Origin of the sequence: Halomonas alkaliantarctica, assembly GCF_029854215.1 — a bacterium.
GTDB lineage: Bacteria > Pseudomonadota > Gammaproteobacteria > Pseudomonadales > Halomonadaceae > Vreelandella > Vreelandella alkaliantarctica_A.
In genome coordinates this window covers 3,331,372-3,357,967 of sequence record NZ_CP122961.1, presented here as the reverse complement: position 1 = coordinate 3,357,967, position 26,596 = coordinate 3,331,372, and the positions used below count along the sequence as shown (strand labels likewise).

21 protein-coding genes and 2 tRNA genes are annotated in these 26,596 nt (G+C 56.1%); 18 read left to right on the top strand and 5 right to left on the bottom strand.

Features of this window, described 5'->3' with window-relative positions; genetic code table 11:
• The first annotated feature begins 38 nt into the window (after positions 1–38).
• The gene (gene purL / locus QEN58_RS15440; RefSeq protein WP_280104499.1) at positions 39–3,989 is read left to right on the top strand and encodes a phosphoribosylformylglycinamidine synthase; all 3,951 of its coding nucleotides are present in this window, start codon (positions 39–41) and stop codon (positions 3,987–3,989) included.
• A gap of 99 nt (positions 3,990–4,088) precedes the next feature.
• Here the strand turns inward: purL and QEN58_RS15435 are convergent, their stop codons facing one another.
• Positions 4,089–4,328, bottom strand: coding sequence for a hypothetical protein (locus QEN58_RS15435; protein WP_280104498.1), 240 nt, complete (start codon positions 4,326–4,328; stop codon positions 4,089–4,091).
• Between the two features lie 115 nt (positions 4,329–4,443).
• Between QEN58_RS15435 and radD the strand changes: the two genes are divergently transcribed.
• From radD to nadA, 7 genes are all read left to right on the top strand, one after another.
• Positions 4,444–6,234, top strand: coding sequence for a DNA repair helicase RadD (radD, locus tag QEN58_RS15430; RefSeq protein ID WP_280104497.1), 1,791 nt, complete (start codon positions 4,444–4,446; stop codon positions 6,232–6,234).
• Between the two features lie 100 nt (positions 6,235–6,334).
• Entirely contained in the window at positions 6,335–7,285 is a 951-nt protein-coding gene (locus QEN58_RS15425; RefSeq protein ID WP_280104496.1) for a segregation and condensation protein A, read from the top strand.
• The gene (gene scpB, locus QEN58_RS15420; protein WP_280104495.1) at positions 7,282–8,133 is read left to right on the top strand and encodes an SMC-Scp complex subunit ScpB; all 852 of its coding nucleotides are present in this window, start codon (positions 7,282–7,284) and stop codon (positions 8,131–8,133) included. Before QEN58_RS15425 ends, scpB begins: the two co-directional genes overlap by 4 nt.
• Positions 8,120–8,995 (top strand): 23S rRNA pseudouridine(2605) synthase RluB, encoded by an 876-nt coding sequence (gene rluB / locus QEN58_RS15415; protein ID WP_071694183.1) that lies wholly within the window; start codon positions 8,120–8,122, stop codon positions 8,993–8,995. Before scpB ends, rluB begins: the two co-directional genes overlap by 14 nt.
• 137 nt (positions 8,996–9,132) lie before the next feature.
• A tRNA-Lys gene (locus QEN58_RS15410) sits at positions 9,133–9,208 on the top strand.
• A gap of 96 nt (positions 9,209–9,304) precedes the next feature.
• A tRNA-Lys gene (locus QEN58_RS15405) sits at positions 9,305–9,380 on the top strand.
• A gap of 267 nt (positions 9,381–9,647) precedes the next feature.
• Positions 9,648–10,676, top strand: a complete 1,029-nt coding sequence (gene nadA / locus QEN58_RS15400) for a quinolinate synthase NadA (RefSeq protein WP_280104494.1) — start codon at positions 9,648–9,650, stop codon at positions 10,674–10,676.
• A 130-nt stretch (positions 10,677–10,806) separates the two neighbouring features.
• On the opposite strand, the gene QEN58_RS15395 is transcribed toward nadA, so the two are convergent.
• Positions 10,807–12,270: a M48 family metalloprotease gene (locus tag QEN58_RS15395; protein ID WP_280104493.1), complete on the bottom strand. Its 1,464-nt coding sequence runs from the start codon at positions 12,268–12,270 to the stop codon at positions 10,807–10,809.
• Positions 12,271–12,470: 200 nt separating this feature from the next.
• On the opposite strand from QEN58_RS15395, the gene QEN58_RS15390 reads away from it, so the two are divergent.
• Together QEN58_RS15390 and QEN58_RS15385 are read left to right on the top strand one after the other, a co-directional pair.
• Positions 12,471–12,734, top strand: coding sequence for a sulfurtransferase TusA family protein (locus QEN58_RS15390; RefSeq protein ID WP_280104492.1), 264 nt, complete (start codon positions 12,471–12,473; stop codon positions 12,732–12,734).
• The gene (locus QEN58_RS15385) at positions 12,731–13,840 is read left to right on the top strand and encodes an AI-2E family transporter (protein ID WP_280104491.1); all 1,110 of its coding nucleotides are present in this window, start codon (positions 12,731–12,733) and stop codon (positions 13,838–13,840) included. The genes QEN58_RS15390 and QEN58_RS15385 overlap by 4 nt, the downstream gene beginning before the upstream one ends.
• A 66-nt stretch (positions 13,841–13,906) precedes the next feature.
• On the opposite strand, the gene QEN58_RS15380 is transcribed toward QEN58_RS15385, so the two are convergent.
• Positions 13,907–14,383, bottom strand: a complete 477-nt coding sequence (locus tag QEN58_RS15380) for a peroxiredoxin (RefSeq protein WP_280104490.1) — start codon at positions 14,381–14,383, stop codon at positions 13,907–13,909.
• A gap of 333 nt (positions 14,384–14,716) precedes the next feature.
• On the opposite strand from QEN58_RS15380, the gene dapA reads away from it, so the two are divergent.
• From dapA to purC, 3 genes are all read left to right on the top strand, one after another.
• The gene (dapA, locus tag QEN58_RS15375; protein ID WP_280104489.1) at positions 14,717–15,601 is read left to right on the top strand and encodes a 4-hydroxy-tetrahydrodipicolinate synthase; all 885 of its coding nucleotides are present in this window, start codon (positions 14,717–14,719) and stop codon (positions 15,599–15,601) included.
• Between the two features lie 76 nt (positions 15,602–15,677).
• Positions 15,678–16,661, top strand: a complete 984-nt coding sequence (locus tag QEN58_RS15370) for an outer membrane protein assembly factor BamC (protein ID WP_280104488.1) — start codon at positions 15,678–15,680, stop codon at positions 16,659–16,661.
• A 32-nt stretch (positions 16,662–16,693) separates the two neighbouring features.
• A complete protein-coding gene (gene purC / locus QEN58_RS15365; protein WP_280104487.1) occupies positions 16,694–17,410 on the top strand; it encodes a phosphoribosylaminoimidazolesuccinocarboxamide synthase in 717 nt (238 codons plus the stop codon).
• An 18-nt stretch (positions 17,411–17,428) separates the two neighbouring features.
• On the opposite strand, the gene tsaA is transcribed toward purC, so the two are convergent.
• Entirely contained in the window at positions 17,429–18,163 is a 735-nt protein-coding gene (gene tsaA / locus QEN58_RS15360) for a tRNA (N6-threonylcarbamoyladenosine(37)-N6)-methyltransferase TrmO (RefSeq protein WP_280104486.1), read from the bottom strand.
• Positions 18,164–18,302: 139 nt separating this feature from the next.
• On the opposite strand from tsaA, the gene QEN58_RS15355 reads away from it, so the two are divergent.
• Positions 18,303–18,827, top strand: a complete 525-nt coding sequence (locus QEN58_RS15355; protein WP_280104485.1) for a GNAT family N-acetyltransferase — start codon at positions 18,303–18,305, stop codon at positions 18,825–18,827.
• Positions 18,828–18,830: 3 nt separating this feature from the next.
• Here QEN58_RS15355 and nadC read toward each other — a convergent pair whose 3' ends face one another.
• Positions 18,831–19,685, bottom strand: a complete 855-nt coding sequence (nadC, locus tag QEN58_RS15350) for a carboxylating nicotinate-nucleotide diphosphorylase (protein WP_280104484.1) — start codon at positions 19,683–19,685, stop codon at positions 18,831–18,833.
• Positions 19,686–19,778: 93 nt separating this feature from the next.
• Here nadC and ampD point away from each other — a divergent pair, with 93 nt between their 5' ends.
• From ampD to adk, 4 genes are all read left to right on the top strand, one after another.
• Complete coding sequence (ampD, locus tag QEN58_RS15345; protein WP_280104483.1) at positions 19,779–20,384, top strand: 1,6-anhydro-N-acetylmuramyl-L-alanine amidase AmpD; 606 nt, start codon at positions 19,779–19,781, stop codon at positions 20,382–20,384.
• A gap of 426 nt (positions 20,385–20,810) precedes the next feature.
• Positions 20,811–23,483: a pyruvate dehydrogenase (acetyl-transferring), homodimeric type gene (gene aceE, locus QEN58_RS15340; RefSeq protein ID WP_280104482.1), complete on the top strand. Its 2,673-nt coding sequence runs from the start codon at positions 20,811–20,813 to the stop codon at positions 23,481–23,483.
• A gap of 58 nt (positions 23,484–23,541) precedes the next feature.
• Positions 23,542–25,590, top strand: coding sequence for a dihydrolipoyllysine-residue acetyltransferase (gene aceF / locus QEN58_RS15335; protein ID WP_280104481.1), 2,049 nt, complete (start codon positions 23,542–23,544; stop codon positions 25,588–25,590).
• A gap of 255 nt (positions 25,591–25,845) precedes the next feature.
• Positions 25,846–26,499 (top strand): adenylate kinase, encoded by a 654-nt coding sequence (gene adk, locus QEN58_RS15330; RefSeq protein WP_179916833.1) that lies wholly within the window; start codon positions 25,846–25,848, stop codon positions 26,497–26,499.
• The last annotated feature ends 97 nt before the right edge of the window (positions 26,500–26,596 follow it).

Sequence of the window (26,596 nt, the reverse complement as noted above, 5' to 3'; positions counted from 1 at the left end):
TCCCTGCTCGAATTTCCCTGCTCTAGAGGCTTCAGGATATGCTCGAACTGCGAGGCGCCCCCGCCCTTTCTGACTTCCGTCATGCTCGGCTGTTAACGGTGCTGCGTGAACGTATTCCCGAGGTGGAAGCGCTGTCTGCCCATTATGTTCATTTTATTGATGTTCATTCCCATGACCGCCACGGTGAGTTGGATGACGCTGCCCGCGAACGTTTGGTGCAGTTACTTGATTACGGCACTCACTCGAGCGTAGAGGTTCCCGAGCGCGCCCAGCGCTTTTTGGTGGTGCCGCGCCTGGGCACCCAGTCACCCTGGTCTTCAAAAGCCACTGACATCGCCCACAACTGTGGTTTGCGCCAAATTAGCCGCATCGAGCGCGGCATCGATTACCGGGTCAGCTTTAGCGCTATGCCGGACGAAGAGGGTTTGGATGCGCTGGCGGCTCTACTGCATGACCGTATGACCGAAACCGTGCTGGCGGATGCTTCGGATGCCGCTAAGCTGTTTGCCCAACACGACCCGGCACCGCTGGGCAGTGTGGATATTCTAGAGGGTGGACGGGATGCGCTGGCAACGGCCAACCAGGCCTTGGGGCTGGCGCTGGCAGAAGACGAAATCGACTATCTTGTCGATGCCTTCAATGAGCTAGGGCGCAACCCCAGCGACGTTGAGCTGATGATGTTTGCTCAAGCCAACTCTGAACACTGCCGTCATAAAATCTTCAACGCCGATTGGGTGATCGACGGCGAGCCGCAGAGCCACTCGCTGTTTAAGATGATCAAGAACACCTTTGCATCATCGCCGGACAACGTGCTCTCGGCCTACAGCGACAACGCTGCGGTCATTAAGGGCAGCCAGGGCGGGCGCTTCTTTGCCACACCGCTGACGGGCGCCGACGATGAACGTGCGCTCTACGCCACTCATCAAGAACCCATTCATATCCTGATGAAGGTTGAAACCCATAACCACCCCACCGCGATTGCCCCTTTTCCGGGGGCGGCGACTGGCTCGGGTGGTGAAATCCGCGACGAGGGGGCTACGGGCATCGGCGGCAAGCCCAAAGCGGGCCTTTCCGGCTTTACGGTTTCCAACCTACGCATTCCAGAGTTCGTCCAGCCCTGGGAAGCCTTTGATTACGGCAAGCCAGGGCGGATGGAGTCCGCGCTTAACATTATGCTTGAGGGCCCCATTGGCGGCGCCGCGTTCAACAATGAATTTGGTCGTCCCAATCTGACTGGCTATTTCCGCACCTACGAGCAGGAGTCGCTTAACGAGGGTGGTATTGAGCGGCGCGGTTTCCATAAGCCGATTATGCTTGCCGGGGGTTACGGCAATATCCGCGCCCACCATGTTCAGAAGGGCGATATCCCCGTTGGTGGCAAGCTGATTGTGATGGGTGGCCCGGCGATGTTGATTGGCCTGGGCGGCGGGGCAGCCTCCAGCATGTCATCCGGCACCTCTAGCGCCGATTTGGATTTTGCCTCGGTACAGCGTGAGAACCCTGAGATTGAACGCCGTGCTCAAGAGGTGATCGACCGCTGCTGGGCGCTGGGCGACCACAACCCGATTCGCTTTATCCACGACGTGGGCGCTGGTGGGCTTTCCAATGCGCTGCCGGAGCTGGTAAAAGACGGCAATCGTGGCGGCCGCTTTGATCTGCGCGCGGTACCCAACGCCGAGCCGGGCATGAGCCCGCTGGAAATCTGGTGTAACGAAGCCCAGGAGCGCTACGTGCTTGCGGTCGCGCCAGAGGATTTGGACACTTTTGACGCGCTATGTAAGCGTGAGCGCTGCCCCTATGCGGTCGTCGGTGAAGCCTTGGAAGAGCACCACCTTGAAGTGCGCGACGGCCACTTTGAAAGTAAGCCGGTCGATTTGCCAATGAGTGTACTGTTCGGCAAAGCACCCAAGATGCAGCGCGAATTTGCCCGTCACGAACCTGAACTGTCCGGCGTAATGCTTGATAACCTTGACCTGCGCGAAGCGCTGGATCGGGTGCTGCGTCTGCCCACTGTGGCCTCCAAAAATTTCTTGATCACCATTGGCGACCGCTCGATTACCGGCCAGGTGGCTCGCGACCAAATGGTCGGCCCCTGGCAGGTGCCGGTGGCCGATGTCGCAGTAACCACGGCAAGCTTTGACAGCCATGCGGGTGAAGCCATGGCCATGGGGGAGCGTCCGCCGGTCGCATTGATCAACCCTGCGGCCAGCGCTCGCTTAGCGGTGGCCGAAGCGATCACCAATTTGGCGGCGGCTCCGATTGCCAAGCTGAGCGATATCAAGCTCTCCGCTAACTGGATGAGCGCGGCGGATCACCCAGGTGAAAACCAAGCGTTGTATGACGCTGTTTATGCGGTGGGTATGGAAATGTGCCCGGCGCTGGGCATTGCGATTCCGGTGGGTAAAGACTCCATGTCGATGCGCACTTCCTGGGTCGATGAGAAAGAGGAGGGTGAACACGAAGACAAAAGTGTCACCTCGCCGCTTTCGCTAGTGGTGACCGGTTTTGCCCCGGTGACCAACGCCCTGGCGACGCTCACGCCGCAGATCAATCTGGATCAAGACGAATCGGATCTGATTTTGATCGATCTGGGCAGCGGTCAGAACCGGTTGGGCGGCTCTGCCTTGGCGCAGGTGTATGGCCAGGTAGGCAACGACTGCCCCGATGTAGACGACCCGGAAGATATCAAAGCGTTCTTCGAAGTCATTCAGGGACTGAACCGCGACGGCAAGCTGCTGGCGTATCACGACCGCAGCGACGGCGGCCTGCTGGTCACGCTGCTAGAAATGGCCTTTGCCGCCCACGCTGGGCTTGAGATTAAACTCGACTGGATGATCGACGAGCCAGTGGAGGCATTGAACGCGCTGTTCTCGGAAGAGCTGGGCGCCGTTATCCAGGTCAACCGTGAACACACTGAAGAAGTGCTGGCGCAGTTTGCCGTGGCGGGTATCGAAACCTGTGGTGTCATCGCCCGCCCGCGTTACGACGACCAGGTGCGCGTCACGCTGTTTGAAGAGCCCTTGCTGGAAACCACTCGTCAGCTTACCCAACGTACCTGGACGGAAACCAGTTACCGTATGCAGGCGCTGCGCGACAACCCCGAATGCGCCAAGAACGAATACGACAATCTGCTCGATGGCCGCGACCCTGGGCTTTCCGCCACCCCAACCTTTGATATCAATGAAGATATCAGCGCGCCTTATGTCAACACAGCTAAGCCTGCCATGGCGGTGCTGCGTGAACAGGGCGTCAATGGCCAGGTAGAAATGGCCTGGGCTTTCGATAAGGCCGGGTTTGAGGTCGTGGATGTGCATATGAGCGACATTCTCGAAGGGCGCGTTTCGTTGGAAGAATTCAAAGGGCTTGTGGCCTGCGGTGGCTTCTCCTATGGCGACGTGCTTGGCGCTGGCGGTGGCTGGGCCAAGTCGGTGCTGTTTAACGAGCGCGCCCAGGAGCAGTTTGCGGCCTTCTTCGCCCGCGATGATAGTTTCTCGCTGGGCGTATGTAATGGTTGCCAAATGCTCTCGCAGTTGAAGTCGCTGATTCCTGGCGCTGAAAACTGGCCGACCTTTGTGCGCAACGAATCCGAGCAGTTTGAGGCGCGGGTTTCGATGGTGCGGGTTGAAAAGAGCCCCTCGATTCTGCTCGCCGGTATGGAAGGCTCTCAGCTGCCCATCGCCGTGGCTCATGGTGAAGGGCAGGCGGAGTTCCGCGATAGCGCTCATCTGCGCACCATGCAGTCAAGTAACCAAATTGCCCTGCGCTACATTGATAACTACGGTCAGGCGACCACGCGCTACCCAGCAAACCCTAACGGCTCGCCTGCGGGCATAACCGGCCTGACCACGCCGGATGGCCGGGTGACCATTATGATGCCCCACCCCGAGCGTGTTGCTCGAGCGGTCACCAACTCTTGGCGCCCGGCGGAGTGGACGGAAGATGGTGCTTGGCTGCGGCTATTCCGCAACGCTCGGGTGTGGCTCAACTGATTCCAGTAATGTTCATGATAATGCGTTGGGCCTAAGCGCCCATGCTAACGGCGGATTTTTTTCCGCCGTTAGCAGTTTCTCGAGTCGTGACAATAGTCATTAAGGGTGACGCTGGGGAGCGCTAGCCGTTGTTTTGTCAGCTCCTTCGGGCGGCAATCCTAGTTTAGCCTCCAGCGTTTCAAGCTCTAACCGGTAGCGCTCAACGAGGTATTCGAAGCGCCCAAAATCATGTCCGCAATCCATGCAGAACACATGGGCTTTACCACGCCGCGTGGCGGGAAGGCGTTTTAGGCGACTGCTGCATTCTGGGCACTCAGGGCTGAAATGGTTGGTAGTCATGGCTCTCCTCACTATTGTCTTCTCGCTGACAAACGTTGCGAGTTCAGGGATTATTTAAACCATCACTACTACGACGCGACGAAAGTCGTAATGGTTCAATAGCGGGCTAATTAATTTGTCGACACCTAGCTCCTCTCTAGTCCCTTCACTAACGCCCCAGCTTCGCCCCTACCAGCAGGAGGCGGTCAAGCGCGTGGTGGTGCACTTTCGCGCCTCCAGCGAACCTGCTTTGGTAGTGCTGCCCACCGGCAGCGGTAAATCCCTGGTAATTGCTGAGCTGGCGCGCCTGGCGCGGGGGCGTGTACTGGTGCTGGCCCATGTGCGTGAACTGGTGGAGCAGAACCACGCTAAATATCAGGCGTATGGGCTGGAGGCGGATATTTTTAGCGCCGGTTTAAAGCGCAAAGAAGCGAGTCGCCAAGTGGTATTTGGCTCGGTGCAGTCGGTGGTGCGTAACTTAGCGAGTTTTAACGACGCGAATTTTACTCTGCTGGTCATCGATGAGAGCCATCGCGTATCGCTCAACGAAGACGCCAGCTACCGCCAGGTGATTGAGCACCTGCGCCAGCTCAATCCGCAGCTTAAAATACTCGGCCTCACTGCTACGCCCTACCGTTTGGGGCAGGGGTTTATCTATTACCGCCACCACCATGGCATGGTGCGAGGCAGCGAAGAGAGTTTTTTTCGCGACTGTGTCTTTGAACAGCCGCTGCGGCTGATGGTAAAGCAGGGCTACCTTGCTGCGCCCAAACGACTGGATATGGCCATTGAGGGCTACGACTTCTCCGCACTCAAGCCCTCTTCAAGCGGCCTGTTTCAGGAAGAAGAGCTTAATCGCGTAGTGGCGGGCAGCCGGGCGACGCCGGGTATTATCGGGCAAATTGTCGAGCTCGCGGTTGATCGCCAGGGGGTGATGATTTTTGCCGCCACCGTGGCCCACGCTGAAGAAATCATCGGTTATTTACCCCGGTCAGAAGCCGCGTTAATCACCGGCGCAACCCCGTCAAAAGAGCGCACTGCGCTGATCGATGCTTTTAAATCGCGGGAGCTTAAATATCTGGTAAACGTGGCGGTGCTGACCACCGGTTTCGATGCTCCTCACGTGGATTTGATCGCCATTTTGCGGCCTACCGAATCGGTGAGTCTCTACCAGCAAATGGTAGGTAGGGGGCTGCGCCTGTCGCCGGGTAAGAGCGACTGCCTGATTCTGGATTACGCCGGTAACCCCTGGGATATCTTTGCGCCGGAAGTGGGTGAACCCAAGCCAGATAGCGACAGCGAACCGGTGCAGGTGGAGTGTCCCGCTTGCGGCCATGCCAACCTTTACTGGGGTAAGCGCGACGGTGATGTAGTGATTGAGCACTTTGGCCGCCGTTGTCAGGGGCTAATTGAAGATGATCAAGGAAAGCGCCATCAATGTGACTTCCGTTTCCGCTTTAAGGTGTGCGATGAGTGCGGCGCCGAGAATGATATTGCCGCCCGCCGCTGCCACGGCTGTGAAAAGCTGTTAGTGGACGCGGATGATAAGCTCAAGGATGCCCTTAAGCTGAAGGATGCCAAGGTATTGCGGGTAAGCGGTATGCAGCTGGAAGCGACCACCAACGGTCGTGGCCTGCCGCGCTTAAAAGTCACTTATCATGACGAAGATGGCACCCATTTGGCCGAGTGGTTCGCGCTGGAAACCCCCGCCCAGCGGCGCGCCTTCTATGCCGCCTTTCTGCGCTACCACCTGCGCGCACCGGGGGGTAAATGGCAACCGCTAAGCGCCGATGAAGTCGTTGCCGAACAGCGCCGCCTGCGCCACCCTGATTTTGTTGTAGGCCGCAAAGTAGGGCGCCATTTTCAAATCCGTGACAAGCTGTTTGACTATGCTGGCCGCTACCGCAAAGCAGCGGAAGCTGGGTAGTACGCTTATGCTTACTCTCTACTAGAGCGACGCGAATGCGGAAGACTTTGCTAAACTGTTCGCTGGTGCCGATTTCCACTTTTCAGGAGAGCCGACCCGCGTGAGCGAGACGCCAAGTGCTACCGTCGATTTAGAGACGCCCGATTCCGAGCCCGCTGATCCAGTGGCGGTTTCGTTTGGGCGTCTGTTCAATGAGCAGATTACACAAATGCCGGAGGATTTATACATTCCTCCCGAGGCGCTACGGGTCTTTCTAGAGACTTTTGAAGGCCCGCTGGATCTGTTGCTCTACCTGATTCGTCGCCAAAATCTGGATATTCTGACCATTAACGTAGCCACCATTACCCACCAGTACATCGAGTACGTGGAGCTGATGAAGGCCATGGAGATAGAGCTGGCGGGCGAGTACTTGTTAATGGCCGCTATGCTGGCGGAGATCAAGTCGCGCACGCTGTTGCCCCGCCCGCCGAAGGTCGAGGGCGACGATGAAGAAGACCCCCGCGCTGAACTTATCCGCCGACTGCAAGAGTACGAGCGCCTTAAAGAGGCGGCAGAAACGCTGGATACGCTACCGCGCATGGGGCGTGATTGGTTTAGCGTGCAGGCGGGCTTACCTCCGCTTGAATCCCGGGTGATTCACCCTGAAGTGGAGTTGGATGAGCTGCTTGACGCGCTCTCCGATATCCTCAAGCGCGCCGAGCTGGTGCAGGCCCACCAGATCAGCCGCGAGGTGCTCTCTACCCGCGAGCGTATGCTCAAGATTATGGAGCGGCTAAGTCACGATGACGCCCATCAGCGCTATACCCCCTTTGAAGCGCTTTTTACGCTGGAAGAGGGGCGTGCAGGGGTGGTGGTCACATTTATGGCGATTCTCGAACTAGCCAAAGAAGCCATGATTGAAATTGTTCAAAACGCGCCGCTGTCGCCGATTCACGTGCGGGCGCGGCGCGCAGCCCTTGCTGACGGCGAGGAGAGTGCTTTTGATGAGGGCGTGATAGAGGATGATGCCTATGGTGAGTCCGCTTTTGAGTCTGACGAGGAGACGCCATGAGTAACGCCGTCACCGCGTTAGATGACATTGTTTTAGATGATATTATTGAAGCGGCACTGCTGGCCGCTGGCGAACCCTTGCCCCTTGAGCGGTTGGAGACACTTTTTGTTGAGGGTGAATGTCCCACGCGCAAGGAGTTTCGTGATGTCCTGGGGCGTTTACAGTATCGCCATTCCGGCGGTGCGCTGGAGCTGCTGGAAACGGTCTCAGGCTATCAGCTGCGCATTCGTCCGCGGCTTTCCCAGTGGGTGTCGCGGTTGTGGGATGAACGCCCCCAGCGATACTCACGGGCGCTGCTGGAAACACTGGCGTTAATCGCCTACCGCCAGCCGGTGACGCGTGGGGACATTGAAGAGGTTCGCGGCGTCAGCGTTAGCAGCTCAATTATGCGTACCCTGGCGGAGCGCGGCTGGATTCGCGTAGTCGGCCATCGTGATGTCCCTGGTCGACCGGCGGTATACGCCACCACGCGCAGTTTTTTAGACGATTTTGGGTTAAAAACCCTTGATGCGCTGCCGCCCATGCACACTCTGGCAAGCTGGGAAGAGAATGAAATACCTGAAGAGCCGGGGATGGCCGAGGATGCTGACATCCAGGAAGAAAATGACCCCGGTTCAGATGCTGAAGCACTAGACGAAACGATCAAAACGGTGCAGGATGCGCCACCTCAGAAAGAACAGATAACCTCGGCTGAGATAGCCGACACGCACGCCGAGACGGCGTTAACCCAGCCGCTGAGTTTTGCCGACCTACAGGCTCGGCTCGCGGCACGTGCCAAGCGCCAACAAGAGGAGCGCGAAAGCACGGAGACTACCGATGTGAGGTCAGACGACCATGAGTCAGAGTAATAACACCACGCCCCCCACCAGCGAAAAGCTGCAAAAAGTCTTGGCCCGTGCAGGCCTTGGCTCGCGTCGTGAAATGGAAACGGCGATTTCCGCCGGCCGCGTTAAAGTGAATAGCCAAGTGGCTAAGCTGGGCGACCGCGTTGAAGCGCGGGACAAAGTCAGTTTTGATGACCGTCCTGTGGCACTGCGCCCCGAAGAAGAAGTGCCACGCCGGGTAATTATGTACAACAAACCGGAAGGCGAGCTGTGCACCCGTAAGGACCCAGAAGGGCGCCGCACGGTGTTTGACCGCTTGCCGCGCCTGAAAGGCGAGCGCTGGATTGCGATTGGGCGCCTGGATATCAATACCAGCGGTTTGCTGCTGTTTACCACCGATGGTGAGCTGGCCAACCGTTTGATGCACCCCTCTACTCAGGTGGAGCGCGAGTACGCGGTTCGCGTGATGGGTGAAGTGAAGCGCGAGCATATCATGGCCATGGTCGATGGCGTCATGTTGGAAGATGGCCCGGCGCGCTTTACCGATGTACAGGAGTTTGGTGGCGAAGGCATCAACACCTGGTTTCACGTAGTGATTTTGGAAGGGCGCAACCGTGAAGTGCGGCGTCTTTGGGAATCGCAAGCGCTGACGGTTAGTCGCCTTAAACGCGTGCGCTACGGCAATATCTTCCTCGATAAGCGGGCAAAAGCTGGCGAGTGGGTCGAACTTACCCAGGATGAGGTGGATGACTTAGCCACGCTGGCTAACTTGGAAACCCGTAAAGTACCCGCGCTGACGCCGGATGAGAAAAACCGTTGGAACCGCGACAAGCACAAGCGTAAGCCGGTACAGGCATTGCGCAAACCGAAAAGCAAAGCCCGTTAAGTGATTAAGCTGATAAGCGTGCCTGTCAGCATTGAGTGACGCGAGCAGGCATGCGAAAGGTAGCTTGTTGTAGAGTGAAGGCGAAAAAACGCTTGCTATCAATGAGGTGTAAGCGTAGGATATGCATCCGTTCAGGCGGGTCGTTAGCTCAGTTGGTAGAGCAGTTGACTTTTAATCAATTGGTCGCAGGTTCGAATCCTGCACGACCCACCATTCAAACAACTGATCAGTTTGGATTAAGTTAGTTTGAGTCCAGTAATGAACGTTCAAAGTGTTGTACCGCTAGTAAATGAATAGCAAAGCAAGTTTGGGTCGTTAGCTCAGTTGGTAGAGCAGTTGACTTTTAATCAATTGGTCGCAGGTTCGAATCCTGCACGACCCACCAAATTCAACGCCCTTGGCAGTTCATCTGCCAAGGGCGTTTTGCTATGTGTCTTGAAAGCCATTTGTGTGACAATCTGTTTGCAGTCAAAAACTATTTCCCGCCAAAATAGTCTAGAATAATGCTATCCAGAATAGATTTTAAGTGATCGGCCATCGCGATAGACGCAGAGGCCCATCGCTCATACGAGCGGCACATGTGCAAGGCGTGCATGAGTCGTGACCCAGTGTTTAACAGGGGGATTCCCTGTTCGTCACAGTGGTAGACACAATGACTATTATGACTACTCAAGCGAAGCTTGAGGCCTCGCTACCGACAGCCTACTGCCCGACCCGCATTCCCGCGGAAGATCAGGCCCGGGTTGAAGAGATCAAACGGCTGTTGAAAGCCCATAATGCCGTTCTGGTCGCACACTACTATACCGCTGATGCCATTCAGCAACTGGCGGAAGAGACCGGCGGCTGTGTCGCGGACTCGCTGGAGATGGCGCGATTTGGTGCTCGCCATGACGCCACCACACTGGTTGTCGCCGGTGTCCGCTTTATGGGCGAAACCGCCAAGATCCTCTCGCCTGAAAAGCGCGTGCTGATGCCCACTTTGGAAGCCACTTGCTCACTGGATATTGGCTGTCCTGCGGATGAGTTCAGCGCTTTCTGTGATGCCCACCCAGACCGTACCGTCGTGGTGTATGCCAATACCTCCGCTGCTGTTAAAGCGCGGGCGGATTGGGTAGTGACTTCGTCGATTGCTGTTGAGGTGATTGAGCACCTGCAGGCCAAAGGCGAGAAAATTCTTTGGGCACCCGATAAGCATTTGGGTGGCTATATCCAGAACAAAACCGGCGCCGATATGTTGATGTGGGACGGCGCCTGCATCGTCCATGAAGAGTTCAAGGCCAAGGGCGTTGAAGACCTGAAACGCATCTATCCGGATGCCGCTGTGCTGGTGCATCCGGAGTCGCCAGAGCCGGTAGTGAAGCTGGCGGATGTGGCAGGCTCCACCTCACAGTTGATCAAGGCGGCGAAAGAATTACCCAACGATAAGCTGATTGTGGCCACTGATCGTGGCATCTTTTTCAAGATGCAGCAGGCGGTGCCGAATAAAACCCTGTTTGAAGCGCCGACGGCAGGCAACGGCGCTACCTGCCGCAGCTGCGCCCACTGCCCCTGGATGGCCATGAATGAGCTGGATAATCTAGCCGGTGCGCTGCGCGAGGGGAGTGGTGAGATTCAGGTGGATGAAGCTCTGCGCCTGCAGGCCTTAAAACCCCTTGAGCGCATGCTTAACTTCAATACATAGCGAGAAAAGATTAACCGAACGTCATTGCGAGCGTAGAAGTGTCATTGCGAACGAAGTGAAGCAATCTCGGTGTTACTGCCACCACTGGTAAAGATTGCCGCGTCGCTGCGCTCTTCGCAATGACATAGGTTCAGTTAAAATCTTCCAAGGCTTCGCGATACTCAATAAAGTCCTCGCGGCGCTGCTCGATTCTTGCCAGCGCCTGCTGGTCATTTTCTCGCTCTGCGGCATCCCGGGCGATAGAGAGCTGGCGAATGCCACTATCAACGCGGCCGGTCAGTTGAAGGTGCTCTGCACGTGCTAAATGCCCCCAACTCTCATGCCCACTGCGCCCGGCGGCTTCGGCCAGCAGGTTGAAGACCTGCGGATTTTCCGGGTTTTGGGAAGTGATGTCGCGTAGCAGGTCATAGGCCGCCTGCGGGTCGCGCTGGAGCTGTGCTTCGGCCAATATTAGCTGGGCAGGTAGGTAGTTGGGCATAAAGCGTAGCAATTGCTGGCTGCGCTGAATGGCCTGATCGTAGCGGCCCGCTTCCAAGGCGACGCTAGCCGCAGAGGCAGGCAGCATGGCAAAGTCGGGATGCTCGTTAGCAAGCCTATCCAGCTGCCCCAGAGCGCTATCGGTTTGGCCGTTGCGAGCATCGATCAGTGCAGCTAAGTAGTCCTGAGCGGCCTGTTCGGCGCCTTCCTGAGCTAGGCGCGAAGCAGCTTGCTGTGGCGTATTGTTGTAAATGCTGAGCAGCGCTCGGGCGCGCATCATGTCGTAGAGGGTGTTGCTGGTGTACGCATCGGCCACATTGAGTTGGGCAGCGCGAGCTTGTGCGGCGCTTAAGCGATTGTCGGTAACCGGGTGGGTGAGCAAGAACTCCGGCGGCGTATCGCCCTGTAAACGCGCCATGCGCTGCATGGCGGCGAACATGCGCACCATTGCTTGTGGGTCGTAGCCAGCATCGGCCATGGCCTGAATGCCAATGTTGTCGGCTTCCTGCTCAAATAGCCGTGAGTAGCTTAGCTGATCCTGAATTAGCGCCGCCTGTGAACCCACAGCGGCCGCCATGCCAGCGTCGCCGCCCCCACTGGCGGCTATCAGCATACCCGCCAGCATGGCCGCCATGGCGGGCAGTTGGGTCTGAGCTGCGCGGGCGCTGCCTCGGGCATAGTGGCGTTGAGAGAGGTGGCCCAGTTCGTGAGCTAATACCGAGACAAAGGCGCCTTCATCTTCGGCAAACGCGAATAGCCCTGAATTGATCCCTACCACCCCGCCAGGGACGGCAAAGGCGTTCAGTGAAGCATTATCGACCATCACGGTGATCGTACGCAGACCCTTAATATCGCTATGCGGTGCCAGCCGGGCAATCAGGCTTTGCAAATAATCATTGGTAATGGGGTCTTGCCACTGGGGAGCTTGAGCACGAAACTGGCGCAGCCAAGCGCGGCCCAAGCGATACTCTTCGTTGCTGACGGATGTAGACGCCGCCCCTAAACTTGGCAAGCCGTAATCGTTGATAGCCGCACTTTGTGGACTAAACAGCAAGCTGCCAAAGGCACAAGCGAACGCACATATCCAGCCTGGGTAAGCGGTACGAAGGGTCGGCATGGCATCCTCTTAAGTGATGGTTAAGCACAGCGGTGACTGTGTGACATTGATAAAGACTGGGAAGTGCCGTTAAATCGACAGCCTAGTGAAATCAATCGTTAAAAAGACAGTTTATGTCGCAGCGTTTATTAAACAATGTTTATGCAACAAGATTTATAAATCTATGCCGTTAATAGGCAGGTCATTTTGAGGGAGTGCGTATGTCTGAGCAAACCGGGGGCTTTCAACCCGACACGGTGCTTGACGCCTGTGGGCTGCATTGCCCGTTACCTTTGCTAAAGGCCAAACAGGCCCTCGCAGGCTTGGCGGCTGGGCAGTTACTTGAAGTACGATCAACGGATGCGGGCTCGTGGCGGGATATGGCGTCGTTTACCGACCAGAGTGCGCATAGGCTGGAAGGCCGAGAGCAGCGCGACGACATTTATATTTACTGGATTAGAAAAGCTGGGGATGCGCACTCATGACCCTGCGCACGATTTTAAAAAGCTGGGTTGAACGCTACTTCTCAGACGAAGAGGCGCTCATCCTGCTGGTAGTGCTTGTGGCAGGCTTTGCGGCGATTATTTGGTTTGGGCGGATGCTGGCGCCATTTTTTACCGCACTCGTGATCGCGTTTCTGCTCCAGGGCGTAGTGGGTGCGCTTACCCGGCGGGGGTTGCCGCATCTGTTGGCGGTCATCCTGGTCTTTTTAGCCTTTATCAGTGTGTTGCTCTCCCTGGCGTTTATTCTGATGCCGTTGATCTGGAATCAGTTAGTGGGGCTGGTTCAAGAGACGCCGCGCATGTTCGCAAGTGGCCAGGGGTGGCTGGATGAGTTGCAGGCGCGCTATCCGAACATTATTACGCCGGATCAGATGCAGAGCTGGATAGGGGTAGCAAGCCGCGAGATTAGCCAGCTAGGCCAGCGCGCCTTGACGCTTTCGCTGGCCTCGCTAGGCAATATTATGTCGCTGATTATCTACTTGGTGCTGGTGCCAATTCTGGTGTTCTTTATGCTCAAGGACCGCGAAGTACTGATCGGCTTTATACTTTCGCTGTTGCCTCAAAAGCGTACGCTACTCTCGCGTATTTGGCGTGAGATGGACGATCAAATTGCCAACTATATCCGCGGTAAATTTATTGAAATAATTATCGTGGGTACAGTGGCGTTCTTTACCTTTGCGTTCTTTGGCTTGCCGTATACGGCGTTATTGGCGGTGTTGGTAGGGCTTTCGGTGTTAGTGCCTTATATCGGTGCGGCAGTGGCCACGCTGCCGGTCGCCGCAGTGGCGGGGTTCTATTTTGGCCTTAGCGAAGATTTTGTCTATGTGCTGGTGGCTTATGGCGTGATTCAAGCGCTGGATGGCAACGTATTGGCACCGGTATTGTTCTCTGAGACCAATAATATTCACCCGGTTTCGATTATTGTGGCGGTACTGTTCTTCGGTGGGATTTGGGGCTTCTGGGGGATCTTCTTTGCGATTCCCTTGGCAACACTGCTGAAGGCGCTGATTTACGCCTGGCCGCGAAGCATGCACGGACGTGATGAACGGAGAGGGCTGCAAGCCCCGGCGGCCCAGGAGGCCGAGTAAGGTTCACTCATTGCCCGTGGTGGGTCGGAACGGGCAATGAGTTGGCGGAGAAAAAGTTGTGGAAAGCTAGCTGGCCGCGTTAAGTTTTTCAGCCGCAGCAAGCACTTCTTCAGCGTGGCCAGGTACTTTAACACCGCGCCACTCGTTGGCTAGCTTGCCCTCCTTGTCAATCAGGAAGGTGCTGCGCTCGATACCCAGGTGTTCCTTGCCGTACATTTTCTTGAGCTTGATAACGTCAAATAGCGTGCATACATTTTCGTCTTTGTCTGAAATAAGGTCGAAATTGAAATCTTGCTTGGCCTTAAAGTTCTCCTGGGCGCGCAGGCCGTCGCGAGAAACGCCGAGAATCACCGTATTTGCAGCATCAAAGGCGGGTTTGCGGTCACGGAAGTCTCCGCCCTCGGTGGTGCAGCCGGGCGTGCTGGCTTTGGGGTAGAAGTAAATAACTACTTGTTTTCCACGCAGCTCCGACAGCGTCACGGTGGTATCACCGGTGGCAGTAGCAGAGAAGTCAGCAACGGATTGTCCAATTTCAACAGGCATAAAGCGTCCTCATTGGGGGTTAAGATGGGGTGTTTCGCTGAAGCGCTAATGTGAATAGCTAATGTGAAGAGCTATGCACGATTACACGTAAGCCAGGGGCCGTTGTCAAAGCCCAAAACCGGGTGACGACAAACTCACAGCGCTTTACGCTGTACAGGCTCGAATCGCCTGAGTACCATTTGGCCTCTGCGAGATGTAGGTGTTTAATGCAAAATAGCCTGATCGCGCTCGGTTTCGATGCAAACGTAGTCCTTAAAAACACGAGTACTTAACAACACGAGTACTTAAAACCTAGATAGTGATATCACAATTTGGCTGGTGAGGAATAAACGGATGATCACAGGCAGCATTGTCGCCCTGGCGACGCCTATGAAGGTCAATGGCGACATCGACTGGGAGGCGCTTCGCCGTCTGGTGAACTTCCATCTCGAAAATGGCACCGATGCGATTGTGGCCGCTGGTACCACGGGCGAACCGACTACCATGTCCTTCGCCGAACACTTCGACGTCATTCGCAGCGTAGTGGAAGAGGTTAATGGCCGTATTCCCGTCATTGCCGGTACTGGTTCTAACAATACCACCGAAGCAGTAGAGCTGACCCGCTACGCTAAAGAGGTCGGTGCCGATTATTGCCTAACGGTTGCGCCTTACTACAACAAGCCTACTCAGGAAGGTTTGTTTCAGCACTTTAAGGCTACCGCCGAGGCCAGCGACCTGCCGGTCATTCTTTACAATGTGCCTGGTCGCACTTGCTCGGATATTTACAACGAGACCGTCTTACGTCTTGCCGAAGTAGATAATATTATCGGTTTAAAAGACGCTACGGGGAACCTAGAGCGTGCGGAAGATCTAATTACTCGCCTAAAAGGCAGTGGCTTTATGCTCTACTCCGGTGACGATGCGACCGCCTGCGATTTTATGTTGATGGGTGGCCATGGGGATATCTCAGTAACCGCCAACGTTGCACCTCGGGCGATGCATGAGCTCTGCACTGCAGCCGTGGCCGGTGATGCCGACAAGGCGCACCAGATCAATACGCGGTTGATGCCGCTGCACACCAATTTGGGCATAGAGTCGAACCCTATCCCGGTAAAGTGGGCGTTGAATCGTATGGGTTACGCGGACGTAGGGATTCGGTTACCGCTAACCTGGCTGTCGGAAAAGTACCATGCGACGGTTAGTGAAGCGCTGCAACTGGCGGGCGTCGTAGAGGAGTAACCCGGCGCGATGCCCTTTGCTACCCAGCTCACTTACTGTGAGCTGGGTACTTGATTTGTTGACTTAAGGTGGCTTGATGAGCTCTGTGCTTGAAATACGTGTGCTTAAATGGGTGCCGCTGGCACTCGCAGCGGCTGTGGCGCTCTCTGGTTGCGCGCGGGATGGTTTTTACCACGACCGCAACCTGGACTACACAGAGGTCGCTCCGGCACCGCCTCTGGTGCTGCCAGAGACCCGCAATACCCAACGCTATCGCGATGCGCTGCCGGTTCCTCAAGCCGCTACCCAAGGTGCGCGGCTTGACGAAGCGGCAGAAATTCAACCTCCGCAGTCCCTGGCAATGGGTAGTGGCCTGGAGCCAGAGTACGTTGAGCGCCGCGAAGTGGGCGACAAAACCTGGCTAGTGGTGGCTGCCGATACTGGTACGGTATGGCCGCAGTTGGAAGAGTTTGTGCGTAGCCGTCAATTAGCGGTGCTGGAGAGCAACGCTTCTCAGGGTGTTATCGTTACCTCCCAGGCAGACATACAGCTGCAAAGCGCGCTGCGCTCAGGCAGTAGCGAAGTTCGCTGCGAACGCGGCGGGCAAACCATGACTAGCTGCCTGGATGCGCTGGAGAGCCACCTAAGTGCGCGCAGTGCATCCGTCAGCGTCTCCTCTTCCTGGACGGCTCAGCGCCTTACCGATGAGCAAACGCTGCAAATTCGCGAGCAGGGCGACGAGTGGGAAGTCGTTATCCCGCAGCCGATTGATCGTGTGTGGGCCGAGTTGAACCACTATCTTGAGCTCGATTTTGCCCAGGAAGGGCAGCGCGATTTGTTAGCCGCCGACCCCGCCAGTCATGAGTTTATGGTTGAGTACATGACTGAAACCGAGCGTAACCGCAATCCGCTGCAAATCATCTTCAGCCCTGATGTTCGCAAAATGTCCCAGCAGATACGTCTTGCCCTGCAGTCTAACGGCGACCAGACGATTCTGCGTGCCATCAATGCCAGCGAGCGGGCATTAAGCGCCGATGATCAGCGCGAGCTGCTTGAGCGTGTCTCCAGCTATTTACGTTAATTTATTGATCCTTTACCCCTTACGGAGTCCCCATGGAAAAGCGCCAAGAACTCTACGCCGGTAAGGCGAAATCTGTGTATACCACCGACGATCCGGATTTGTTGGTGCTCAATTTTCGTGATGACACCAGCGCCTTCGATGGCAAAAAAGTGGAGTCTCTGGCCCGCAAGGGAATGGTCAATAACGTCTTTAACGCCTTCATTATGGAACGGCTGCAGGAAGCGGGCATCCCCACCCACTTCGAAAAACAGCTCTCCAACACCGAGAGTCTGGTCAAAAAGATGCAGATGATCCCGGTGGAGTGTGTGGTGCGAAATATTGCCGCGGGGGGGTTGGTCAAACGGCTCGGCGTGGAAGAGGGAATTGCGCTGACGCCCCCCACCTTTGAGTTGTTCTTGAAGAACGATGAGAAGGGCGACCCGATGATCAATGAATCGCTAGCGGAGACTTTCGGTTGGGCTACACCTGAGCAGTTAGCTAAGATGAAGGCATTAACTTTCAAGGTTAACCATATCCTCAAAGCGCTGTTTGCAGAGGGCGATATGCTGCTGGTGGATTACAAGCTGGAGTTTGGTGTATTTAAAGGCGAGGTCGTGCTGGGCGATGAGTTCTCTCCGGATGGTTGCCGCCTATGGGACGCCAATACTCGTGAAAAGCTTGATAAAGACCGCTTCCGTCAGGGATTGGGCGGTGTGATCGAGGCGTACGAGGAAGTCGGCCGCCGTTTAGGTATTACTTTCCCCGCTTAAACCGTCACGGTTGTGTCATTACTCGGCGCATGGTTCGATAGCCATCACCTCTAAGGTGGTGGCTTCGCCTTTTTGGCGTTGACGAAATTTAACGTCCACATCGCGCAGACGAACGCCGTAAAGTCGCTCAGAGGTCCTATCTTTTTGCTTATAGGCGGGCCTAGGGTCTTGGCTTAGTACCTGCTCAATTAATGCTAGCAGGTTGGCACTGTCCTGGCGCTGGGCGAGCGTATCCAGTGCGGCTGGATGAAAGGCAACCTCCATGAGTGTCGGTGTCTCGGGGGCAAAGCCGGCCTGTGCGTTAGGATGAGATTCGGCCCAGGGTAGGTAAGGCTTGATATCGACCACCGGGGTGCCGCTGACTAAGTCGCAGCCCTGAAGTTGTAAGGCGACACCGTGCTGGAGGTCTATCCCAACTAATCTCACTAGAGAGAGCCCCAGGCGGTTAGGGCGGTGGGTGCTGCGACTGGCAAAAACCCCCACCTTTTTATTGCCCCCCAGACGCGGCGGCCTTACCAGCGGCGACCAGCGCTCGGGGCTTTGATGAAAAATAAAGCTCAGCCACAGGTGGCTGAAGTCTTCCAAGCCGCGCACAGCGAGTGGATCGTTGTAGGGAGCGTTGAGTATCAGGCGGGCATTGGCAGCAGGGGCTAGCCCTGGCTGGCGCGGAATGCCGAATTTGTCGGGATAGTCGCTGACCACATGACCAATGGGCGTTAGCGTAAAGTGCTCGCTGTTAGGGGCATCGTCCATCACACTGCCTTTTGCTAGGGTTGATCCGCGTAGGGTTGACCCGAGCAGTATAAAGCAGGCAATGGCTTAAGCGTGACCCAATGGGGCGTGATCGAATGTGTCTTGATCAAATGATAGCTGAACAGCTCAGAGGTGACGCATGACTAATACCGAGGAGCAGCAAGCGCCAACCAGTACGCGGATAATGTATCGCGCGGCGCTGGCACGCGATGCCGCCGACCAGGCGGAAGTGTTCTACCACGCAGTCATGCAGGGGGCGGCCACTCACTACACGCTAGACGAGCGGCGGGCCTGGGCTAATGCGCTGCCCCGCGAAGGCAGTGCGTGGGGCGTGCGCCAAGCGCTCTACACGACCTTAGTCGCTACCTGCGATGGGCGCTGCGTAGGATTCTTGGAGCTGGATTTGGTCGCTGGGCGGGTTGAAACACTCTATGTATGGCCTTCACTGGCCGGTCGCGGTATCGGTACCACGCTGCTGGTGCATGCCGAGCGGCTGCTGCTTGAGCAAGGTAAGGGGCAAATCGAGATAGAGGCAAGCTCCATGCTCTATGAGCGCCTTCTGCGCCGTGGTTGGAAAAATCACGGCGAGGAGTGGGTCGAGCGAAGCGGAGAGCGTCTGCTGCGTTATAAGCTTTCCAAACCGCTTAATGCTGTCGAAACGTAATCATTAAACGCTATAACTGCGGGTAATGCGCATGGAGAGATCAATCGAGGCGATGTCCTTGGTTAGCGCGCCGCTCGAGATGCAATCAACGCCGGTGTCGGCGATTGCCCGCAGGGTGGTGTCATCCACGTTGCCTGAGGCTTCTAGGGTGGCTCTGCCGCCGTTGATTTCAACCGCAACGTGCAGGTCTTCGATGGCGAAATTGTCGAGCATGACAATGTCAGCTCCCGCTGCCAACGCCTGATCCAACTCCTCAAAGGTTTCTACCTCGACTTCCACAGGTAGGTCGCTGGCTAACTTGCGCGCCTGGGCAACCGCCGCTTGGATGCCCCCACAGGCAGCAATGTGGTTCTCTTTGATCAAAAATGCGTCCCACAGACCAATGCGGTGATTGTGTCCGCCTCCGCAAGTGACCGCATATTTTTGCGCCAAGCGCATACCGGGCAGCGTTTTACGCGTATCAAGCAGGCGTACGCCGGTACCTTCAATAAGGTCGACATAAGCGCGGGTGGCGGTGGCGGTGGCAGACATCGTTTGCAATACGTTAAGTGCCGCCCGCTCGCCGGTGAGAAGAATGCGGGCGGGGCCTTCGAGGGTTAAGAAACACTGGCCAGCCTCGAGCTTGTCGCCATCGGCGGCGTGCCAGTTCAGGCTTACCCGGCTATCCAGGCGGCGGAACAGCTCATCTACCCAGGGTGCGCCACACAGCACTGCGTCTTCACGGGTAATGACGTCGGCGCTGGCCCACTGGTGCTCAGGGATCAATTGCGCGGTAATATCACCCGGGCCAACGTCCTCTGCCAACAGGCGAGCGGCGCTGGCGCGGATTTCTTCAGCAAGAGCGGATTGATAATGCATGGCAGTGATTCTCTGAATATCGTCGATTGTGGGCGGCCATTATAATCAAAGAGAGCCGTGGAAGAACGCGTTACCACAGAGGAGACCATGCGTATGGAAGACAAACAACCCCTTAGTGGTTGGTGGAGTAGCGCCCGACAAGTCATTTCACCCAACTGCGACGCCCGGCCTGATAAAGAAGTCTCGCTGCTACTCATTCACGCGATTAGCCTGCCTCCCGGTGAGTTTAGCGGCGATGCTATCGAGGCGCTATTTACCAATCAGTTGGCGGTAGGCGAACACCCATTTTTCGCAGAAATTGCCCATTTAAGAGTCTCCGCGCATCTGCTTATACGCCGCGATGGTGAGTGTGTGCAGTTTGTTGATACGGATCAGCGAGCGTGGCACGCAGGGCGCTCCGTCTGGTGGGATAACCGCCAACTGCGCTGGCGAAGGGCGCTCAATGATTTCTCGGTGGGCATCGAGCTTGAGGGCGATGATGTTACCCCTTACAGCAAAGCCCAGTATAACGCGCTGATAGACGCGGTGGTTTGGTTAATGGCGCGCTATCCACAGCTCGATAAAGAGCGTATTACCAGCCATGCGCATGTGGCGCCGCTGCGCAAAACAGACCCCGGGCCGGCGTTTGATTGGGCTTATTTTCAACAGCAGCTATCATCGAGGGTTGAGCGATCGCGAACTAACGAAGCATTGCAGTAACCAAACAAATATTTGAGTAACACAATATTTCAATAGCTAAGTAGTTCAGTAAGTAACTCAATAGCAAGGCAATAAAACGGTAGTTTAATTACAATTGGCTCGCTATTGGTGGCACAGGCAAATGTTATATCTTTTACTTATGTTGCAGTGCAATAGTTTGTTTTCGATAGGCTTTTCCGTTGAACCAGAATTGGCAGCGTGGCGACTTTGAGGTATCTTCGCCTATACAAAAGGCTAACTTTTAACAGAATTGTGTAGCTTTACTACATCAATAAGTACGTAGCTTGTTGAATGTAGAGCTAAAACCCCTATCCGGCGTTTAATCGCCGGCGGAATGTCGGCGCGTGGTGGAGTTCCACACCGCCGCCCCAGGCCCTTCAGGGTAGCGGGGCTAATTGTCATTTATCGTCATTCGGAGAGACCTCTATGAGTCTGGAGACAAGAGAAGATCTCGATCCGATCGAAACTACGGAATGGATTGATTCCCTAGAGTCGGTATTGGATCGTGAGGGCGAGGATCGAGCCCGCTACCTGATGACCCGCCTGGCGGATCGCCTGCGTCGGGATGGCATGAAGGTGCCCTTCTCGGTGACGACCCCGCACCGTAATACTATCCCGGTTCACCGCGAAGCACCGATGCCGGGCGATCTGTTCATGGAGCGTCGTATCCGCTCTTTGATCCGTTACAACGCCATTGCTCAGGTTATTCGTAATAACCGCGCCAAGCCGGGCCTGGGTGGTCACATTGCCAGCTTTATGTCCTCGGCAACCCTGTATGACGTGGGCTTTAACCACTTCTTCCGCGCGCCCCAGGGCGATTTTGCCGGTGACTTGGTGTATATCCAGGGTCACGTGGCGCCGGGCATCTACGCACGTTCCTATTTGGAAGGTCGCCTGAGCGAAGAGCAGATGGACAAGTTCCGCCAGGAAGTCGATGGCGATGGTCTATCTTCCTACCCGCACCCGTGGTTAATGCCAGACTATTGGCAGTTCCCCACGGTTTCCATGGGTCTTGGCCCGATTCAGGCGATTTACCAAGCGCATGTGATGAAGTACCTGCATCACCGTGAGCTGAAAGATATGTACGACCGCAAGATCTGGTGCTTTATGGGCGACGGCGAGTGTGACGAGCCGGAATCCCTGGGCGCTATTTCATTGGCCGGTCGTGAAAACCTCGACAACCTGATCTTCGTCATCAACTGTAACCTGCAGCGCCTTGACGGCCCTGTACGCGGCAACTCGCGCGTGATGGACGAATTCGAAGGCGTCTTCCGTGGCGCTGGCTGGAATGTGATCAAGGTCGTCTGGGGCCGTCACTGGGATCCGCTGTTCGAGAAGGATAAGAAAGGCATCCTTCAAAAACGCATGGACGAAGCGGTTGACGGCGAGTACCAGAACTATAAAGCCAACGGCGGCGCGTACACACGCGAGCACTTCTTTGGCAAATATCCAGAAACCGAGGCGATGGTTAACGACCTCTCCGACGAAGATATCTGGAAGCTCAACCGCGGTGGTCACGACCCGTTCAAGGTTTACGCGGCGTATAACGAAGCGGTTAACACCTCCAACGGCAAGCCCACGGTCATCCTGGCGCATACCGTTAAAGGCTACGGCATGGGTAGCGGCGATGGCGAAGCGGCCAACGAAGCGCACCAGGTCAAGAGCATGGAGTACGAAGCGCTCAAGACCTTCCGTGATCGCTTCGGTATTCCGTTAACCGACGAGCAGCTCAAAGAAGTGCCGTACTACAAGCCGGAAGACGACTCTCCCGAACTCAAGTACATGCACCTGCAGCGCGAGCGTCTGGGCGGCTACCTACCCAGCCGTCAAAGCGACTTCGAGGCGCTGGAGATCCCGAGTCTCGAAGACAAGACCTTTGCCTCGCAAATGGGTGGCTCGAAAGGTCGTGAAGTCTCCACCACCATGGCGTTTGTGCGCGTCCTTAACGGCCTGGTCAAAGATAAGAAGCTGGGCAAGAAGGTAGTGCCGATTATTCCTGACGAAGCGCGTACCTTCGGTATGGAAGGCATGTTCCGCCAGTTGGGTATCTACACCTCGGAAGGTCAGAAGTACGAGCCGGTGGATAAAGGCCAGATCATGTTCTACCGCGAGGATCAGAAAGGTCAGATCCTCGAAGAGGGCATTACCGAAGCGGGCGCGATGTCGGCCTGGATCGCCGCGGCGACCTCCTACAGCAACAACAACGTCACGCTACTGCCGTTCTACATCTACTACTCGATGTTTGGCTTCCAGCGCATCGGCGATCTGGCCTGGGCGGCGGGTGACCTGCAGGCGCGCGGCTTTATGGTCGGCGGCACGGCGGGGCGCACCACGCTTAACGGCGAAGGTCTGCAGCACCAGGATGGCCACAGCCTGATTCAGGCCTCGACCATTCCTAACTGCCGCAGCTACGACCCGACCTATGGTCATGAAGTGGCAGTCATTGTTCAGGATGGTCTGAAGCGCATGTTCACCGACAAGGAGAACTGCTTCTACTACCTAACGGTAATGAACGAGAACTACGAGCACCCTGCGCTGGAAAACGTGCCCGCCGACGATATCGTCAAAGGTATGTATCTGCTGCGCGAAACCAAGGGTGACAAGGGCCGCGTTCAACTGCTGGGTTCGGGCACTATTCTGCGCGAAGTGGAAGCCGCCGCTGAATTGCTCGAGAACGATTGGGGTATCGGCGCCGACATCTGGAGCGTAACCAGCTTTAACGAGCTGCGTCGTGAAGCGCTGCTGCTGGACCGTGAAGCTTTCCTGAGCCCTGATGCGGAGGCCAACAAGCCTCACGTCACTAAGTGCCTGGAAGGGCGTGATGGTCCGGTGATCGCGTCTACCGACTACATGAAGCTGTATGCCGATCAAGTGCGCGCCTGGGTACCGGGTGACTACACTGTACTGGGTACCGATGGCTTTGGCCGTTCAGACACCCGCGAGAAGCTGCGCTACTTCTTCGAAGTAGATCGCTACTTCGTTACCGTGGCAGCGCTACGTGCGCTGGCTGAGCGTGGCGAGATTGATCGCAAGCAGGTTGGTGAAGCGCTTAAGAAGTACGGCATTGATGCCAATAAGCCTAACCCGCTGACTAGCTAAACCGCTGACCGGTGGGCGGTTGCCCACCGGCTCGATCCGATTTGGAAGGAGCGCGACCTTGAGTAGCGAAATCATCAAAGTTCCCGATATCGGCGGCGATACCGATGTCGAAATCATCGAGATTGCGGTGTCAGAAGGCGACGTCATTGAAGCGGAAGACACCCTGATCACTCTGGAATCCGACAAAGCCAGCATGGACGTACCGGCCCCGAAAGGCGGCAAGGTACTCAAAGTGCTGGTCAAAGAAGGCGATAGCGTCTCTGAAGGTGACGATATCGTTGAGCTGGAAGTCGAAGGTGGCACCGACGAGACGCAAGAGAGCTCGTCTGATAGCCAGCCCGAAGAGGCTCCAGCGAAGCAAGAAAAACCCAAAGAGCCTTCTCAAGAGCAGTCTAAAGAGCAACCGCAAGAGCAAAAGCCCGCGGCTAAGAAATCCGCCGGTGGTAAGCAGACGGTTGATATTAAAGTGCCCGATCTCGGTGGCTCTGACAGCGTCGAAATCATCGAAGTCGCGGTAGGCGAAGGCGATGAAGTTGAGGCCGAAGACACGCTGATCACGCTGGAGTCTGACAAAGCCTCCATGGACGTGCCCAGCCCCCATAGCGGTAAGATCGTCAGCTTTACCGTGAAAGAGGGTGACACGGTTTCTGAAGGCGATGTGATCGGTAAGATGGAGATTACGAGCGAAGGCGATGACGAGAGCGAGGAAGCGTCTGAAGAGAGCACTTCTTCAGACGCCTCTAGCCAAGCCAGCAGCGAGCCGGAAGAGTCTAGCGAAGACGATCAGGAAGAGGCCGACAGCGGCCCGGAGCGCAAAGAGATTCGCGTACCGGATCTTTCTGGCTCCTCTGACGTGCCGATTATCGAGATCGGCGTAGCGGCGGGTGACGAGGTCAACGAAGAAGACCCGCTCATCACTCTAGAGTCCGATAAAGCCTCGATGGACGTGCCCAGCCCCTATAAAGGCAAACTCCTGGAGTTGACCGTAAAAGAGGGCGACACCGTCTCTGAAGGCGATGTGATTGGCTATATGGAAGTCGCTGGCGCCAAAAAAGCGACACCGAAAAAAGCCGCACCCGAAAAATCTGAGCCTAAAAAAGATAAGCCGTCCAAGGCCACTGAATCTCCGGCGGGTACGCCCAGTCCCGAAGCCCAGATGGCGGCCCATAAGCCCCGCGATGGCAAGCTGGTTCACGCTGGACCTGCGGTGCGTATGCTGGCTCGTGAGCTGGGCGTCGATTTAGAGCTGGTGAAACCCAGTGGCCCGAAAGATCGCGTGCTTAAAGAGGACGTACAGTCCTACGTGAAGCAAGCGGTTGCCAATCAGGGTAAAGCACAGCCCGGCGCTGCAGCTGCGGCCACCGGCGGTGCGGGCATTCCGCCGATCCCGGAAGTCGACTTCAGCCAGTTTGGTGAAGTGGAAGAGAAGCCGATGGGGCGTCTGCTCAAGATGGGCGCGACCAACCTGCATCGTAGCTGGCTCAATGTGCCCCACGTCACGCAGTTCGACGAAGCGGACATCACCGAGCTGGAAGCTTTCCGCAAGGCGATGAAAGCAGAGGCTGAAGCCCAGGGCGCCAAACTGACGCCGCTGCCATTTATGGTCAAAGCCTGTGCCTTTGCGCTGCGTAAATTCCCGCAGTTCAACGTCAGTCTGAAGGGGGACGGCGAAACCCTGGTATGGAAGAACTATGTCCATATCGGTATTGCCGTTGACACACCTGATGGTCTAATGGTGCCGGTAGTACGCAACGCCGACAAAAAATCATTGATCGAGATTGCCAAAGAGATGGCGGAGCTAGGCAAGAAAGCCCAGACCAAAAAGCTCAAGCGCGATGAGATGACCGGTGGCTGCTTCACTATTTCGAGCCTCGGTTCGATTGGTGGCACGGCGTTTACACCGATCGTTAACGCACCGGAAGTGGCCATTCTGGGCGTGTCCAAAGCGCAGATGAAGCCGGTTTGGGATGGCAGCGCCTTCCAGCCGCGCCTGATGATGCCGCTCTCGCTCTCCTACGATCACCGCGCGATCAATGGCGCCGATGCGGCACGCTTTACTGCCTTCCTGGCAGATGTGCTGACTGATATACGTCGCTTACTGCTGTAATTGGTAGCGATGTGCTCACACAAGCGGCGCCCCTCGGGGCGCCGCTTGTGTTTGCCAAATTTATAGCAGGGCGACCAAAGTGGTAGTTTTGCGCCACCTGTCTGTTTTAATTTTAAAAAAGTGAGATAAAAGCGGGTCTCTCAGGCTTTTGGGGAGTTGTGTCGCCCGAGAGGCGCGGTTATTGTCAATTAACAGAATTTTCATACTCATTTTTCATACGCTTTTTTCATACTAAGAACTTCAAGGAGCAGTGCCATGCGTTTAATCCTGTTGGGTGCCCCCGGCGCGGGGAAGGGGACTCAAGCTCAGTTTATTTGCGAGCAATTTAAGATTCCTCAGATTTCCACCGGGGATATGCTGCGCACGGCCATTAAAGATGGCACAGAGCTGGGCCTGAAAGTAAAAGAGATCATGAACAGCGGTGGTTTGGTGTCCGATGACATCATTATTGATCTGGTTAAAGAACGCATCAGCCAGCCCGACTGCGAAAATGGCTTTCTGTTCGATGGCTTCCCGCGAACGATTCCCCAGGCCGACGCCATGAAAGAGGGCGGCGTCAAACTGGATCACGTGGTGGAAATTGCCGTACCCGATGAAGAGATCGTTAGCCGCTTGGCGGGGCGTCGTGTTCACCAAGCGTCAGGTCGCGTCTATCACGTTGATCACAATCCGCCCAAAGAACCGGGTAAAGATGACGTCACTGGCGAAACGCTTATCCAGCGTGAGGACGATCAAGAGTCCACGGTGCGTAATCGCTTGTCGGTTTATCACGATCAAACGGCACCGCTGGTCGATTACTACCAGCAGTGGGCCGCGCAGGACCCACAGAGCGCCCCCCAGTACCACCGCATCGAAGGCGTCGGCAGCGTGACGGATATCACCCGTCAGGTAAAAGAAGCCCTTAGCTGATAAAAGCGCATAGCTAAAAAAGCGTTTTACGCCTTTGCCGATGGCCCGCTCAATGCGGGCCATCGTCGTATTAGCGTGACAAAGGTATAATGCAGCA